8 protein-coding genes and 1 pseudogene are annotated in these 15042 nt (G+C 75.0%); 3 read left to right on the top strand and 6 right to left on the bottom strand.

Annotation, left to right across the window (positions count from 1 at the left end):
• Window positions 1–79: 79 nt before the first annotated feature.
• A pseudogene (locus BS72_RS39490) lies at window positions 80–694 on the bottom strand (FGGY family carbohydrate kinase); the annotation flags it as partial.
• A 366-nt stretch (window positions 695–1060) separates the two neighbouring features.
• On the opposite strand from BS72_RS39490, the gene BS72_RS09570 reads away from it, so the two are divergent.
• The 3 genes from BS72_RS09570 to BS72_RS09560 all read left to right on the top strand — a co-directional run bounded on the left by BS72_RS09570 (window position 1061) and on the right by BS72_RS09560 (window position 4539).
• The gene (locus tag BS72_RS09570) at window positions 1061–1852 is read left to right on the top strand and encodes a DeoR/GlpR family DNA-binding transcription regulator (protein ID WP_037908667.1); all 792 of its coding nucleotides are present in this window, start codon (window positions 1061–1063) and stop codon (window positions 1850–1852) included.
• A 14-nt stretch (window positions 1853–1866) separates the two neighbouring features.
• Entirely contained in the window at window positions 1867–2883 is a 1017-nt protein-coding gene (locus BS72_RS09565; protein ID WP_037908665.1) for a 2-hydroxyacid dehydrogenase, read from the top strand.
• A gap of 189 nt (window positions 2884–3072) precedes the next feature.
• Window positions 3073–4539, top strand: coding sequence for an FGGY-family carbohydrate kinase (locus BS72_RS09560; protein ID WP_051950864.1), 1467 nt, complete (start codon window positions 3073–3075; stop codon window positions 4537–4539).
• Between the two features lie 60 nt (window positions 4540–4599).
• On the opposite strand, the gene BS72_RS39150 is transcribed toward BS72_RS09560, so the two are convergent.
• Genes BS72_RS39150 through BS72_RS09535 form a run of 5 tightly spaced genes read right to left on the bottom strand, consistent with a single transcriptional unit; the run spans window position 4600 to window position 14829 of the window.
• The gene (locus BS72_RS39150; protein WP_063836012.1) at window positions 4600–8853 is read right to left on the bottom strand and encodes a glycosyl hydrolase; all 4254 of its coding nucleotides are present in this window, start codon (window positions 8851–8853) and stop codon (window positions 4600–4602) included.
• Window positions 8854–8862: 9 nt separating this feature from the next.
• Complete coding sequence (locus BS72_RS09550; RefSeq protein WP_232792296.1) at window positions 8863–9750, bottom strand: carbohydrate ABC transporter permease; 888 nt, start codon at window positions 9748–9750, stop codon at window positions 8863–8865.
• The gene (locus tag BS72_RS09545; protein WP_037908663.1) at window positions 9747–10658 is read right to left on the bottom strand and encodes a carbohydrate ABC transporter permease; all 912 of its coding nucleotides are present in this window, start codon (window positions 10656–10658) and stop codon (window positions 9747–9749) included. Before BS72_RS09545 ends, BS72_RS09550 begins: the two co-directional genes overlap by 4 nt.
• On the bottom strand, window positions 10655–11959 hold the full coding sequence (locus tag BS72_RS09540; RefSeq protein ID WP_051950863.1) for an extracellular solute-binding protein: 1305 nt from the start codon (window positions 11957–11959) through the stop codon (window positions 10655–10657). The genes BS72_RS09545 and BS72_RS09540 overlap by 4 nt, the downstream gene beginning before the upstream one ends.
• Window positions 11956–14829, bottom strand: a complete 2874-nt coding sequence (locus BS72_RS09535) for an alpha-L-rhamnosidase (protein WP_051950862.1) — start codon at window positions 14827–14829, stop codon at window positions 11956–11958. Before BS72_RS09535 ends, BS72_RS09540 begins: the two co-directional genes overlap by 4 nt.
• Between the last annotated feature and the right edge of the window lie 213 nt (window positions 14830–15042).

Here is a 15042-nt window from a genome sequence, read left to right as displayed (position 1 = left end):
TGTCCCAGGCACCCGAGGCGAGTTGGGCCGCGCAGCCGTCCGTCATCCCGGCGACGACCGGGGTCCCCTCGGCGAGACCGGTGAACGCGGCCGCCTCGGCGCCGACCGTGCCGAGCACCGTGCCGGGCGCCACCACCTCCGGGAAGTCCAGCCCGGACAGGCCCAGTTGCTCGTGGAGTGCGCGGGGCCAGGTGCGGCCGCGCGGGTCGTAGCCGGTCTTCAGGGCGTGGCTGGAGTCCGTCGGCACCGGCCGTCCGACGAGCCGGGTGGTGACGAAGTCCGCCTGGTGGCAGACCCGGGCGCCCCGCAGCCCGGCCGTTGCGGCGCCGTTCCGGCGGACCAGCCACAGGAGCTTCGCCAGTGCCCAGCTCGGCTGGATGCGGTAGCCGAGGCGGGCCCACACCTCCGCCCCGGCTTCCTGGGCGTCCCGCGCCTCGGCGGCGGCCCGGCTGTCGTCGTACATCAGAGCCGGCGTCAGGGGCGTGCCACGGGGGTCCGCGAGCAGCACCGTGCCGGACGTGCCGCACACCGCCACCCCCCGTACCCGCGCGGCCGCCGGCGGCCGCAGCGCCTCGCGGACCGCCGTGCCGACGCCCTCCCACCAGCGCGACGGCTGCTGCTCGTGGCGGTCGCCGTCCCGCTCGCCGGCGAGCGGGGCGGAACCGCGGCCGAGCACCCGGCCGTCGCCCGTCACGGCGAGGGCGCGGACGCCCTGCGTCCCGAGGTCGATCCCCAGCCACAGGTCCTGATCGGGTGTGTCGGGTGTGTCCGCCACAGGCTCCCGCCCCCTCGTCGTCCTCCGGTGGTCGCCGGACGCTTTTCACACCCGCTCACACCCGCTCACAGCCGGGCCAAGTACCCCCCGGCCGGGCTCCGGCAGGGCCCCGCCGGGGCCGCACCTCGCCTCTCACCTGGCACGAGGCGGCTGAGCAGGTGTTTTCGACGGGTTGACCGGAGCGCCACGGGTGGTGAACACTGCCGAACGCTACATCAGGGTTGAATGTTATATCCACAGCGCAGACTGTTATTGTCGGCCCGAAGGATCGGACAGGACCGAGGGATGTCACAGGACAAGGACCGCCGAGGGCCGTCGCAGCGCCGTCGTGAACTCGCGGAGCACGTGCTGGCCGAGGGGTCGGTCTCGGCCTCGGATCTGGCCGAGCGGTTCGGCGTGAGCCTGATGACCGTCTACCGCGACATCGACGAGCTGGAACGCGAGGGCATCCTGCGCAGGTTCCGCGGCGGTGTCACGGTCCAGCCGTCCGGCGTGTTCGAGAGCAACGTCGCCTTCCGCAAGAAGACCATGCTGGCCGAGAAGGAGGCGATAGCCGCCCGGGCGGCCGCGCTGATCGAACCCGGCATGTCCGTCATGATCGACGACTCCACCACCGCGCTCGAACTGGCCCGACTGCTGCCGGCCATCGACCCGCTGACGGTGGTCACCAACTTCCGCGAAGCCCTCGACCTGCTGGCCGAGGAGCGCGGGCTGCACCTGATGGCGCTCGGCGGCGAGTACGACCGGCAGCACGACTCGTTCCTCGGCGTGCCCTGCGTGGAGGCGGTCGAGGCGCTGCGGGTGGACCTGTGCTTCGTCTCCACGTCCTCGGTGCTCGGCGACTTCGCTTTCCACCAGGAGCAGCGCATCGTCGCGGTCAAGCGGGCGATGCTGAAGGCGGCCGGCCGCAGCGTCCTGATGATCGATCACTCCAAGCTGGGCCGTACCGCGCTGTACCGGCTGGCCCCGCTCAGCGCCTTCGACCTCGTACTGGTCGACGACCGCACCCCGCCCGACGCCCTGCGCTCCCTCGAAGAGAGCGGCGTCCCCTACGAGATCGCTCCGACCCCAGTGTGAAGGAGACCTCGCCCATGAGAATCCTCGCAGCGGGCGACCACTTCGTCGCCCCCGACCTGATCACCCGGGAGCTGGCGGCCGAGATCGGCGCCGGCCACCACGTCGAGGAGCTCCGCCTGCCGTGGCCGCTGACCCCCTTCGGCCGGGTCGCCGAGGTCGACGAGGCGTCAGGGGACGAGGAGGCCGTGCTCACCGCGCTGCGCGGGGTGCGGGTGTGCGTCACCCAGATGGCACCGGTGACCCGGAAGGTCCTGGCCGGCGCCCCCGACCTGCGGCTGGTGGTCGTCGGCAGGGGCGGGCCGGTCAACGTCAACCTCGAAGCGGCCAGGGAGCACGGCGTCCAGGTCTGCAACACCCCCGGGCGCAACGCGGCGGCCACCGCCGAGTACACCGTCGGGCTGATGATCGCGGCGATGCGCCGCATCCCCGAGACGTCCGCCGCGCTCGCCGCCGGCCGCTGGGCCGGCGAGTTCTACCAGTACGACAACTGCGGCCCCGGCCTTGACGGTGCGGCCGTGGGGCTGATCGGCTGCGGGGCCGTCGGCAGCCGGGTGGCGCGCGCGCTGGGCGGGCTCGGCGCGCGGGTGCGCGTCTACGACCCGTACGCCGACCAGCGGGCGCTGCGCGAGGTGGGCGAGCCCGTCGCCGACCTCGACGCCCTGCTGCGCGGCTCCGACGTGGTCTCGCTGCACGCGCGGCTGACCCCGGAGACCCGCGGCCTGCTCGGCGCCCGCGAACTCGCGCTGCTGCCCGACGGCGCGGTCGTCGTCAACTGCGCGCGCGGCGCGCTGCTGGACGAGGACGCCCTGTGCGACGCGCTGGAGTCGGGGCGCCTGGCCGCCGCGGGGCTGGACGTGTTCGCGGTGGAGCCCCCGCGGCCCGACTCCCGGCTGCGTACCGCTCCCCGACTGGTCATGACACCCCATCTGGCGGGCGCCAACACGTCCGTCGCGCACAACGCCGCCCGGATCGCGGCGGCCGAGGTGGGCCGGTTCCTGCGGGGCGAACCCCTCGCCCACCGCGTCGCCTGAGCTCCGCGGCGCCCGCGTCCGGTGCGCCTGACGGCATGTCACACATGCCCCATGCCACACGCGTCCCGCCCCGCGCCGTCCCGTCTCCGCACCACCCGAAGCTCGCCACCTGGAGTCACGTCACCTGGAGTTCGCGCCACCCGGAGTTCGCGTCACCTGGAGCCTTTCAGCCGAGGAAGGGAACGCACGGTGTTCGTCGGTCTGGACATGGGAACATCCGTCGCCAAGGCGGCGGCCTTCGCTGATGACGGCACGACCCTGCGCGTCGAGTCGACGCCGATCTCGCTGGGCGGGCAGGGCGGACACGTCGAGCAGGACATAGAGGAGGTGGTGCGCGCGGCCACCGGGGTCGTCGCGGCGGTCGCCGGTGGGCAGGCCCCCGCACTCGTCGCCGTCACCGGTCAGGGCGACGGGCTGTGGCTGGTCGACGCCGAGGGCCGGGCCGTGCGCCCCGCCATGTCGTGGATGGACGGCCGGGCCGGCGGCCTCGTGGCCGGCTGGATGGCGGACGGCACCGCCGACCGGCTCTACCGGCGGACCGGCAACGTGCTCTTCCCCGGCTCGGCCGGGCCGCTGCTGGCCTGGCTCGACCGCAACGAACCGGCCTCCCTGGACGCCGCCGCCACCGCCGCCTGCTGCAAGGACGTCATCCATCTGCGGCTGACCGGCGAGCGCGCCACCGACCTGTCCGACGCGTCGGCGCCCTTCCTGGACCCGCGGACCCGCGCCTACGCCCCTGAGGCGCTCGCCGCCCTCGGCCTCGAACACCGCGCCGGTCTGCTGCCGCCCATCGCCGCCACCCTGCCGTACGGGGTGGCGCGCGGGCGCACCGAGGGGCTGCCGGGCGGTACCCCGGTCACCTGCGGCCCATACGACCTGCCGGCCTGCGCGCTGGGCGCCGGGGTGACCGAGCCGGGCGACGGGCTCCTCATCGTCGGTACCACGCTGGCCTGCCAGGTCGTCGTGGAGCGCGTCGCCCTCGACGAGGACCCGGTCGGCTTCCACCTCGCCACGGCCAGGGCGGACCGCCACCTGCGGGCCCTGCCCGCGATGACCGGCACCGTGGCACTCGACTGGGTGCTCGGCCTCACCGGCTCCACACACGGCCAGTTGTCGGACCTGCTCGACGCGTCCCCGCGCGGCGCGCGGGGCGTCGCGGCGCTGCCGTACCTGTCACCGTCCGGGGAACGCGCGCCGTTCGTCGACCCGGCCGCGCGCGCCGAGTTCACCGGGCTCGACCTGCGGACCACCCGCGCCGACCTGGTGCGCGCCATGTGCGAGGCCATCGCGTTCGCCGCCCGGCACTGTCTGGAAGCGGCCGGTCTCACGGGCCGGTTGGCGGTCTGCGGCGGCGGCGCCCGCACCCCCGCCTGGCTGCGGCTGTTCGCCGACGTCCTGGGGCGCCCGCTGCGCGTCGCCCGCGGCCCCGAGCCCGGCGCGCGAGGAGCGGTGCTGGCCGGGGTGGCGGCCCACGGCGGCGCCCTCGGACAGCGGCTGGACCTCGCCGAGTGGACCGCGCCCGAGGCGGTGGTGGACCCGGACCCGGCCGGCGTCGCCTTCTACGAGGCGGCCTACACCGACTACCTGTTCCGGGTCGCGAGCGCCCGCGACCGCTGGCGGGGGCCCGCACACCTCCGGGAGGCCGGACGGTCGTGACCGCCCCCGCCCAGGCCCCCGCCCAGGCCCCCTCCCGGGCCCGCGCCAGGGCCGGGAGGCTCAGCCGGCGCCCCTCGTGTCGGTGTCCGCGGGGGCCCGCGGCGCGCGGCGCTGGTGCGGCGGCCGGGCTCGGGCGGCCGGCGCCGCGGGCCGGTCGGGACCGGTGAGCAGCCGGACCGGCCCCAGCAGGCCCGTCACCCGCTGGCCGGGGAAGACGAAGTGCGTCGGGCTCGCCGCGTCGAGCCAGGGCGCGAGGGTGCCGAACACCGTGACGTCCACGGTGTTGGGGCCCGGGGCCGCCAGCCCGGTCAGGTCGAACACGTACGGGGAGCACACCCGCACTCCGGCGGAGGCGCCGCCGACCGACACCTCCGCGGTGCCCCGCACCCGCCCGAGGTCGAGCAGGACCCGGCCCTCCCCGGCCTCGGCCGGAACGTCCACGACCCGGCGGTAGCGGACGCCGCCGCTGTACTCGGCGAGGCCGTTGGACTCCCACTCGCCGGTCCGGATACGGCCCGGGCCGGCCTCGCAGCGCACCGGCCCCGCCAGGGCGGCCCCGCCCTCGTGGCCCGGGGCCGGCTCCAGCCGCAGGGCCGCCGACCGTACGCCCGAGGGCGCGGCGCCGTCCGCGAGGCCGACGGTCAGGGTGCGCGGCCCGACACCGCCCGCCGTGGTGCCGCGGGCCGCGCCGTCCACGAACACCGTGGCCCTGCCGTGCACCTCCATCGTCAACCGGGCCGCGCCGGGCGGCAGTTCGAACCAGAGCCACTCCACCGGCGGCCGGGCTCCGGGCACCGCGAACCCGACGGGCAGCACGGTGCCGTCGTCGGCGTCCGGGTCCAGCCACGCGGCGCCGGGCAGCGGGTGGGGTCTGCGGCGCAGGTACAGGGCCGCCGGGTCACCCGCCGGTTCGCGGTGGACCGCCGGCGGCACCCGTTCACCGCCGCGCTCCGCCCACCAGGTGGCGTCGCTGTGCGCGGTCGCCAGGAGCGCCGAGCCGTCGCCGTGCAGGACGGCGTCCACGAGGACGGCGGGATCGTCGCCGCCGCCGGTCTCCACCGCGATCTCGTTGTCGCCCGCCCGCAGGACAGCGGCGACGTCGTACCGCCGCACGCGCGGCACGGCGTGCTCGGCGTACGGGTCGAAGCCGCCCTGCCGGCCCACCACCACGCCGTTGACCCGCAGCACGCACCGGCCGCGCGCGGCGACCTGGACCACGGCGCGCGCGGGCGGCGCGGCCAGCGTCAGGGTCGTGCCGACACGTGCGGCGCCCGCACCGGGACCGGCGGCAGGCCCGGCGGCGGAATCGGCACCGGAACCGGCGGCGGAGATCCACTCGGGGCGCCGGTAGCGGTCCGCGTCGCGGACGAGCGCCACATGCGCGCGCAGGTCGACGTCCCTGCCGGGGGTCAGGTCGAGCTCCAGGAGCAGGCGGCCGGGCCCCGACCGCACCCGGCCGAGGGCGAGGTGCCCGCCGTCCTCCAGCTCGACCGGCCGCCCCGCGAGCCGGACCGACTTCGCGGCGGCGGCACCGATCGCGAGGTGGCCGTCGAAGTCCTCGGCCAGCAGCAGTTCGGTCGCCACCCGTCGCGTCACCCCCGCCGGCGACGGGCCGAGGTGGATGAACTCCTCGGGCACATGGCCCTTGGGTCCCAGCACCTGGCGGTGCACCGGGTCCTTGCGGATGCCGCGGGAGTCGGACCACTCCAGCGTCCTCGACGGCTCCCCGTCGGCGCCGCGCAGCACGGCGTGCGGTCCGAACGTCGCGTGCGCGGACGGCTCGGCCGGCCGGGCGGTGCTCCCGGGCAGCGCCCAGCCGTCGCGTACGCCGTCCTCGCCCGGGCCCTCCACCCGGTGGCGGAACGTCCGCAGCTCGGTGCGGGCGGGGCCGTCCGGCCCGGCGGCCGGGCGGGCGAAGTCCCCCCAGGTGTTGTCGGCCGTCGGGACGAGGCGCGTCTCCCAGTCCGCGTCGGCGGGGATCACGACCACCCGGCCGGTCCCGGCGGGCGGGGCCGCCTCCGTCGGAGGCGGCTGCTCGCGAGGGCCGGGGAAGACCAGGAGGGCGGCGGGACCGGCGTCGAAGGGCACCTCGACCTCGCGGCACCCCGACTCGTCGTCGGCCACGCGGACCGGCAGCACCCGGGGGGCGCCGCCGAACGGGTCGAGCAGGACGGCGGGGCCCGCCACGCCCCGGACCCGGACCCGCGCGGCGGGCGCGTAGCGGCCCGGGTCGAAGTCGTAGCGCGCGTCGAGCCAGCCCAGCGCGGCGCCCCGCTCGTCGGGCGCGGCGACGGCCGCCCGGGTCGCGCGGGGCGCGGCCGCCGTGAGGAACACCACGGTGGCCTCCCCCGCCCTGCGGGCGAGCACGGGCACCGTCGCCTCGACGGCGGGGCGCGTCTCGGCCGGGCCGCCGGTCAGCACCGCTGCCAGCTCCTCCGCCGTGGGGACGAACACGGCCCGGCCGTCCGCGAAGCACGCCCGCAGCTCGGCGAGAACACCGCCGGTGTCGGCGCCGGCCCCGGTACCGGCCCCGGTGCCGACGACCTCCTCGGGGACGGCTCCGAGCGCCACGACCCGCCCGCCGGCCGAGGCGAACTCCACCAGCCGCCGTGCCACGTCCGCTTCGAGGACCGCGCACGCGGGCAGCAGGACCGTGGCGTACCGCTCCTCGGCGACGCACAGCCGCGTGCCGTCCGGCCCGCCGCCGCGCACCGCCGCCCGCGCGAGGGAGGCGTCGTCGATCACGTCGGCGTCGCGGCCGAGCCGGTCGAGCACCCCGGGCCTGGTGGTGAACCAGGTCATGTCGCCGACGAGTTCGAGGTAGACCGCCTGCGCTCGGGCCGCCGCGGCGCAGACGCCGTCCAGCGCGGTACCGGCCTGCGCGGTCGTGGTGGGCAGCAGCACCGCGAGGTCGCACAGGTGGTGGCCGAGGCTCAGGACCGCGCAGAGCCGGGTCACCGCGTCGGCGAAGGCCCGGTGGTGGCGCCAGTAGGGCTGCCGCCAGTCGGTGCCCGGCGGCGCCCACTCCCACCAGCCGCCCTTGGTCGTGTAGTACACCGCGTGCGGGTTGTAGAGGGTCGCTCCGGCGCGCAGCCACGGCAGCAGCCAGTCGAACGTCTCCTCCAGCGTGCCGCCCCAGCCGGTGGAGTGGAACGCCTCGATCCAGGTGCGCCGCCCCCCGTACAGATGCGCCAGCGAGGAGTGGACCCGGGCGTCGCCGTGGTGGTCGGAGCCCGGCGCCGAGAACCAGCGGTGGGTCCTGGCGTAGTCGGCGTACAACTCGACGCCGCCCACGGGGTGTCCGGCGCGCGCCGGGTCCTGCTGGTCGCAGCCGGCGAGCAGCCCGTGCCGCCGGTGCCAGTCGGCCAGCGGCCGGAAGAACGCCGCCTCGGCCAGCTCCGCCCGGGTCAGCTGGTAGTCGTGGCGTACCCGGGCGGCGTCCGGGGAGGCGCCGTCCTCGTACAGCGCGTCCAGGCGCGGCAGGAGGTCGTAGCCGCGCAGCCGCAGGAACTCCTCGGCGAACCGGGCCGACCAGGTGGGCAGCGAGGGCAGTTCGTCCTGGAACGAGCCGACGACCACGGTCCCGAGCCGGTCGCCGAGGTGCCGCTCGAAGGCGCCGTGCACCCGGTCGACCAGTGCCGCGCACGCCTCGGCGCCCAGGTAGTCGAAGCCGCGCGCCACGTGGTGGTGGAGGGTCAGCCGCCAGCGGCCGGGGCCCGGCGGCCGTACGGTACGTCCGTCGACGGCGAGCGGTACGGCGGGGCCGGCCACCCGCCCCGCCGCGTCCAGCGGTTCGGCGTGGCCGCCGACCGGCTGCCCGTGCGCCGGGCAGCCCAGTTCGCCGTCCCCGTCGACCACCGCGCGCACCCGTTCCAGGGCGCGTCCCCCGTACCGTGGCCGCTCGTCCACCAGGCGCGCCTGAAGATCCGCGCCGGAGAAGCCCAACTGGTCGTAGAACCACAGGAGGACGCCCAGTTCGGCCGCGTCCTCGCACACCCCGTCCAGCAGTGCCCACCAGCCGTCGCTCATGAACGCCGGGTCGTCGGCGTCGGAGCCGAACAGGGGTCCCGAGGGCGCCAGGTTGAGGACGACGAGGTTGAACACCCCTCCTTCGGCGAACCGTTCGAGCTGCGCCCGCAGCCGTGCCCGCTCCAGGCGCTCCCCGCTCCACCACCAGATGGCGGCGGGTGAGAAGGCCCTGGGCGGTTCTTCGAGGATCGCGGCCATCTCCGCCGGGAGAAGGCCGTGGACACCGCGGTCCCCGTCGGCGGCGCGGACGCCGTGGGCGCCATGGGCGCCGTGGGCATCGTTCATGACGTACCGTCAGCCCTTGAGGCCACCGGCGAACCCCTTGATCACGTAGCGCTGGAGGAGCAGGAAGACGACGAGGATCGGCAGGGCGGCCAGCACCAGGCCGGCGAAGACCATGCCGTAGTCGGAGACGTACTGCCCGACGAACGAGAAGACCGCCACCGGCACGGTCTCCTTCCCGGAGCCGCCCAGGTACAGCAGCGGGGTGAAGAAGTCGTTCCAGATGAAGACCGCGTTGAGGATGATCACGGTGCCGGTGATCGGCCGCAGCAGCGGGAAGACGATCCGGGTGAACGCCTGCCGGTGGTCGCAGCCGTCGATCAGCGCGGCCTGCGCGTAGTCCTGCGGCAGCGCCCGGATGAACCCGGTGTAGAGGAAGACGGTGAACGGCGTCTGGATGCCCGTGTAGAACAGGATCATGCCCTGGTAGGTGCCGAGCCAGCCGAGGTCGTCGACCAGCTTGTAGAGCGGGATCATCCCGAGCTGGAAGGGGAGGATGATCCCCAGCAGGAAGAGGACGTACAGCGTGTAGCCCATCCCGCGCACGCACCGGGCCAGGTAGTACGCGCCGGTGGAGCCGACGACGACCAGCAGCGCCAGGCTGGCGGCGGTGATGACCGTGCTGTTCACCAGGGCGGAGCCGAGGGACGCCGAGGACCAGGCCCTGCCGAAGTTGCCGAGGGTCGGGGAGGTCGGCGGCGACAGCGGTGAGCCGGCGATCTGCGACGGGCTCTTCAGCGCCAGCGCGACCAGGGCGTACACCGGGAAGAGGAAGGCGACCGCGGCCGCGACCATCACCAGTTCGAGGACGTAGCGCCCGTACCCGGTAGGCCGTTTGCGGCGGGCGGTGGCGGGGCGTTCGGCGCCGGCGCTGACCCCGCCGGCCGTGGCGGTGCTCACGCGGCGACCTCCCGGGCGCGCAGGTAGCGGAGCTGGAGCAGGGAGACGGCCGCCACGAAGAGGGCCAGGACCAGCGCCACCGCCGTGCTGTAGCCGAACTTCCCGTACACGAAGGCTTCCTTGTACAGCACGGTCGACAGCGTCTCGCTGGACGTGCCGGGTCCGCCGTTGGTCGCGGCGTACACCTGGTCGAAGAGCTTCAGGCCGCCGATGGTCGAGAGCATCAGGTTGACGGTGAGCGCGGGTGCCAGCAGCGGCCAGGTGACGTAACGGAACCGCTGCCAGGTGCCGGCGCCGTCGATCCGCGCCGCCTCGTGCAGTTCCGGGGGCACGCCCTGGAGGCCGGCGAGGAAGACCACCATGGAGTAGCCGGCGTACTGCCACACCACCATCGCCGCCACCGACCACAGCGTCAGCGACGGGTTGCCCAGCCAGTCCTGGCGCAGGCCGCCGAGGCCGACCGCGCCGAGGACGCCGTTGAGCCCGCTGCCGTTGTCGGGGTTGTAGACGTACTTCCAGAGGAACGCCACCATCACCGGGCTGACCACGGCGGGCGCGAAGAAGACCACCCGCAGCAGGTTCCTGGACCTGATCTCGGCGTTGACGCCGAGCGCCAGCAGCAGCCCGAGGCCGTTCTGCGCGACGACGACGGCGACGGTGAGCAGCAGGGTGTTGGTGATGGAGGCCAGGGCGCGGTCGTCGTGGAGCAGCGTGTGGAAGTTGGCCAGGCCCACGAAGGAGAACGATCCGATGCCGGACCAGTCGGTGAACGCGTAGACCACGCCCGCGACGCTCGGGTACAGGACGACGGCCGCGTACACGACCAGCGCGGGGACGACGAACATCCACGGCGGCACGGCGGGGTCGCGGCGGCCGAGCCGGGGCCCGGCGGTTCGGGGGGCCTTCACGAGGACTTCCCGTAGGCCGTGTCCATCTGCTCCAGCGCGCCGTTGACGTCGGTCTTGCCGGCGAGCAGGTCCTGTACGGCGGCGAAGTGGGCGGGCTGGACCTCGGCGTTGGGCCAGCGCTGGTCCATGAAGGGGACGGCGCGGTCGGCGTCGATGATGGGCAGGAAGTCCGACAGGGCGGGGTCGAGCCTGGTGGTGGAGTCGCGGGTGAAGGGGACGGCGGAGACGGCCGTCGCCCAGGCGTTGATGTTCTCCTGCCTGCCGAGGAACTCGATGAACTGCCGCCCCTTGGCCGCGTTCCTCGCCCGCGCGGACACGCCGAGGCCCACGACGACACCCGCCGGAATCCACAGGTTCGCCGGGTCGTCCCCGCCGGGGAAGGGGAACATGCCGAGGTCGTCGGGGGACTTCGCGGCCTGCCGGAAGGCGGCGAGCACGGCGGAGACCTGCACGGCCATGGCGGCCTTGCCGGTGGCGACCATCGAGGTCTGCTGCTCGTACGTGGTGCCGTCGGGGTGGTCGTTGAAGTAGCCCCGCTTCTGGAGGTCCTGGTACTTGCCCAGCGCGTCGGCCCAGCCCGAGCCGGCGAACGTCGCCCGTCCCGCCGCCATGTCGTCGTCGAAGGAGGGGTCCTTGGCGTATACGGCGTTGGGGACCAGCGCGTAGCTGATCAGCTGGGTGACCCAGGGCGTCTGGGCGCCGAGCGCGATCGGCACCACCCCCCTGGCCTTCAACGTGCCGCAGACGTCGAGCAGTCCGGACCACGTCGTGGGCGGCTTCACCCCGGCGTCCGCGAACACCTTCTTGTTGTATATGGCGCCGATGACGCTGCTGCCCGCCGAGTACAGGTAGGTCCTCCCCTTCCAGCGGTACGCGGCGTCGAAGCCCTTCGGGATGGTCCTCGTCCACGCCTGGTCGTCGAGGTGGGCCAGCAGCCCGGCCTTGGCCAGCTCGACCATGGACATCGCGCTGCCGCTGCCGGGGTAGAGGACGTGCACGTCGGGGGCGTTGCCGCCGGCGAGCTGCGTGCGGACCACGGTCTGGACCTGGTCGGTGGGGGCGAAGGAGGTGCTGAACGCGGTGCCGGGGTGGCTCCTGCGGTAGGCGGCGATCATCTCGGTGATCGGCTGCTGCTCGTCGGCGACGCCGACGACGCGCACCGTGCCGCCCGAGCCGCCGCCCGAACACGCCGCGAGGCCCGTGGGGAGCGCGGTCGCGGCCACGAGCCCGCCGCCGGCGCGCAGGACTCCTCGGCGGCTCACCGTGCCCCGGCCGGGCTGACTGCGGGAACCCGTCGTCATGGTGTGTCCTCCTCCTGGAGACCGGCGGGCGGCTGCGCCGCCGGAGCGAATGCCGCGGTGAAGTGGTAGGACCCCGAGGCCACCCGGTAGCGGGCGTGGTCCGCGCCGGTGCCGGTGAGCGTGGCGTGGCCGCCGTCCCCGGGTGCCGGTCCCAGCTCGCGGACCGAGCCGGGGTCGGTGGTGGGGACGAGGACGTCGGCGGTGGCGCCGGGCGGCACCCGCAGGCGCAGGCTGAGGCTGCCGCCCTCGCGCCGCCAGCGCACCGCGACGGTGCCGCGCGCCGACTCGTAGCGGGCGCCGGCGTGGGTGAGGTCGCCGGGGCGGGGCCGGACGTACAGCCGCCGGTAGGCGACGGAGTCCGCGCCCTGGTCCACGCCGGCGACGCCCCGGTAGAGCCACTCGCCGATGGAGCCGAGCGCGTAGTGGTTGAAGGAGTTCATCGCCGGCGCGCGGAAGCCGCCGTCGGGCGTCCAGCCGTCCCAGCGCTCCCAGATGGTGGTGGCGCCGTGCCGCAGCGGGAAGAGCCACGACGGCACTTCGGTGCGGCGCAGCAGCGCGTGGGCCAGATCGGCCCGGCCGTGCGCGTCGAGCACGGGCGCGGCGAGGGCCACGCCGAGGAAGCCGGTCCGCAGGGCGGGTCCTGCCTCCTCCACCAGTTCGGCGAGCCGGCGGGCGGCGGCGTCCACGAGGTCCTCGGGCAGCAGGCCGAAGGCGAGCGCGAGCAGGTAGCCGGTCTGGGTGTCGCCGGCCAGCCGCACCTGCCCCCGCTCCCCGTCGACGGTGACGAAGCGCTCCACGAAGACGGACCTGATCCGCGCCGCCAGCCCGTGGTGCTCCGCCGCCACGTCGTGCCGTCCCAGCGCCTCGGCGGCCAGCGCGGTGAGCCGGGTGCTGTGCGCGAAGTACGCGGTGGCGACGGCCTCGCGCGGGGTGGGGGTGCCGGGGGCGAGCCAGTCCGAGAAGTGCGGGCCGACCCGGTGCCGCCAGACGAGGTCGGGGTTGCGCCGGTGGACCAGGGCGACCCAGGCGCGCATCCCGTCCAGCGCGCGGGACAGGAACCGCGGGTCGCCGTAGGTCCGGTAGAGGTGCCACGGCACGACCACCCCCGCGTCGGCCCAGCCGGGGGCGCCCTCGTCGGCGACCCCGGCGAGGCGCGGCGCGACGTTGGGGAAGCCGCCGTCGGGGGTGCGGGCGTCGTCGACGTCGCGCAGCCACTTGGTGAAGAAGGCCGCCACGTCGGCGTTGAGCGCCGCCGCGGGGAGGAAGACCTGTGCGTCGGCGAGCCAGCCGAGCCGTTCGTCGCGCTGCGGGCAGTCCGTCGGCACACTGACGAAGTTGGAGCGCTGGCCCCACTCCACGCACGCGTGGAGCCGGCGGATGTCCGGGTCCGAGCAGTCGAAGGAGCCGCTCCAGGCGGTGTCGCTGTGCAGCGCGACGGCCGCCACGTCCTCGGCGTCCAGCTCCGGCAGGCCGCTGATCTCGGCGTAGCGGAAGCCGTGGTAGGTGAACCGGGGTTCGAACTCGACGTTCCGGCGGCCGTCGCCGACCAGCGTGTCCGTCGCCGCGGCCGTGCGCAGGTTCGCGGTGTACAGGCGCTCCTTGTCGTCCAGCACCTCGGCGTGCCGGACGACCACCCGGGCGCCGGGGGCGAGGACGTCGACGCGGAGCCGTACCCGCCCCGCGAGGTTCTGGCCGAAGTCGACGACGTGCGTGTCGGCGCCGACCCGGGTGACGGACACCGCCGGCACCTCGGCCATGGCCCGCACGGGCTCGTCGACGGAGGCGGTGAGCAGCCGGTGGTCGGCGTCGACGACCTGGGCCGGCGGCCAGCCGCCGGCGTCGAAGCCGGGCAGCTCCCAGCCTTCGACGGCCCGCCGCAGGTCGTGGCACTCGCCCATCAGGAGGTCGGCGTGGCGGATCGCCCCGGTGTGCGTGACCCAGGTGTCGTCGGTGACGACGGTGCTGACGGTGCCGTCGGCGCGGGTGAGGTGGAGTTCGGCGAGGAGTTGCGGGAAGGCGCCGTAGTGCGCGCCCGCCCGGCGCGGCTCGAAGCCGACGAAGCCGCTCCACCAGCCGTCGGCGAGGGTCGCCGCCAGGACGTTCTCGCCCGGGGCGACCAGTTCGGTCACGTCGTAGGTCTGGTACTGGACGCGGCGGGTGTAGTCGGTCCAGCCCGGGGCGAGTTCGGCGTCGCCGACGCGGACGCCGTTGAGCCGCACCTCGTACAGGCCGCGGGCGCTCACGTAGAGCCTGGCCCGGACGAGCGGCGAGCCGGCCGAACCGGCGGTGTCCGGGACGCCGTCGGCGGCTGCCGTGCCGGAGAAGGCGCGGCGCAGCAGCGGGCACGGGGCCAGGCCGTGGTCGTCCAGGGCGTGTTCGCCCTCGGTCGGCGCGTCCATCACGTCGATCGGGTCCGGGTCGTGGGTGATCCACGAGGCCCGCCACGCGGAGCCTCCGGTCCGGCCGGCCGGGCCCGAGGGCACGTCCATCCCGGTCTCGAACCAGGATTCGGCGCCGGCGGGGGCACCGTCCGGCGCGGACCACACCTCGACCCGCCAGTGGTAGCGGGTCCTGGCCCGCAGCGCGGGCCCCGCGTAGACGGCGCCGATCGCCGACGCGTCCTCGACCCGGCCGCTGTCCCAGAGGGGCCGGCCGCCGTCGGCCAGTTCCTCGGGCCGTTCGGCGACGCGCAGCCGGTACGCGGTGGGGTCGTCTCCGCGCAGGTCGGACGCCAGCCGCCAGGAGAGCAGCGGGGCGGGCTCGTCGATGCCGAGGGGGGTGGTGCGGTGATCGCACCGCAGGGCGTAAGGCCGCAGTGCGGACACAGGCACGTCCTCCTTGTGCACCGGGAACGGCGTGAAGATGATCATCCGCGAATGTGAAACTAACGCCGATTCTGTGGCGTGGAGACTATGAGCCCCCTGCGAGAGGTGTCAAGAGTCACGTTGGAGCACTGATGTACCATCCCGGGCCCGCGACGGATCTCCCGACGGGCTTGGCTCCGACCGGTGTTGCGGCTGGCCGCACGACTCTTGTGGCGGATCCCTCGCCGGTGATATTTCCTGAGTGATTACAACATGATT

Source organism: Actinacidiphila yeochonensis CN732 (assembly GCF_000745345.1).
Lineage (GTDB): Bacteria > Actinomycetota > Actinomycetes > Streptomycetales > Streptomycetaceae > Actinacidiphila > Actinacidiphila yeochonensis.
This window is presented reverse-complemented; position numbering and strand designations above follow the sequence as displayed.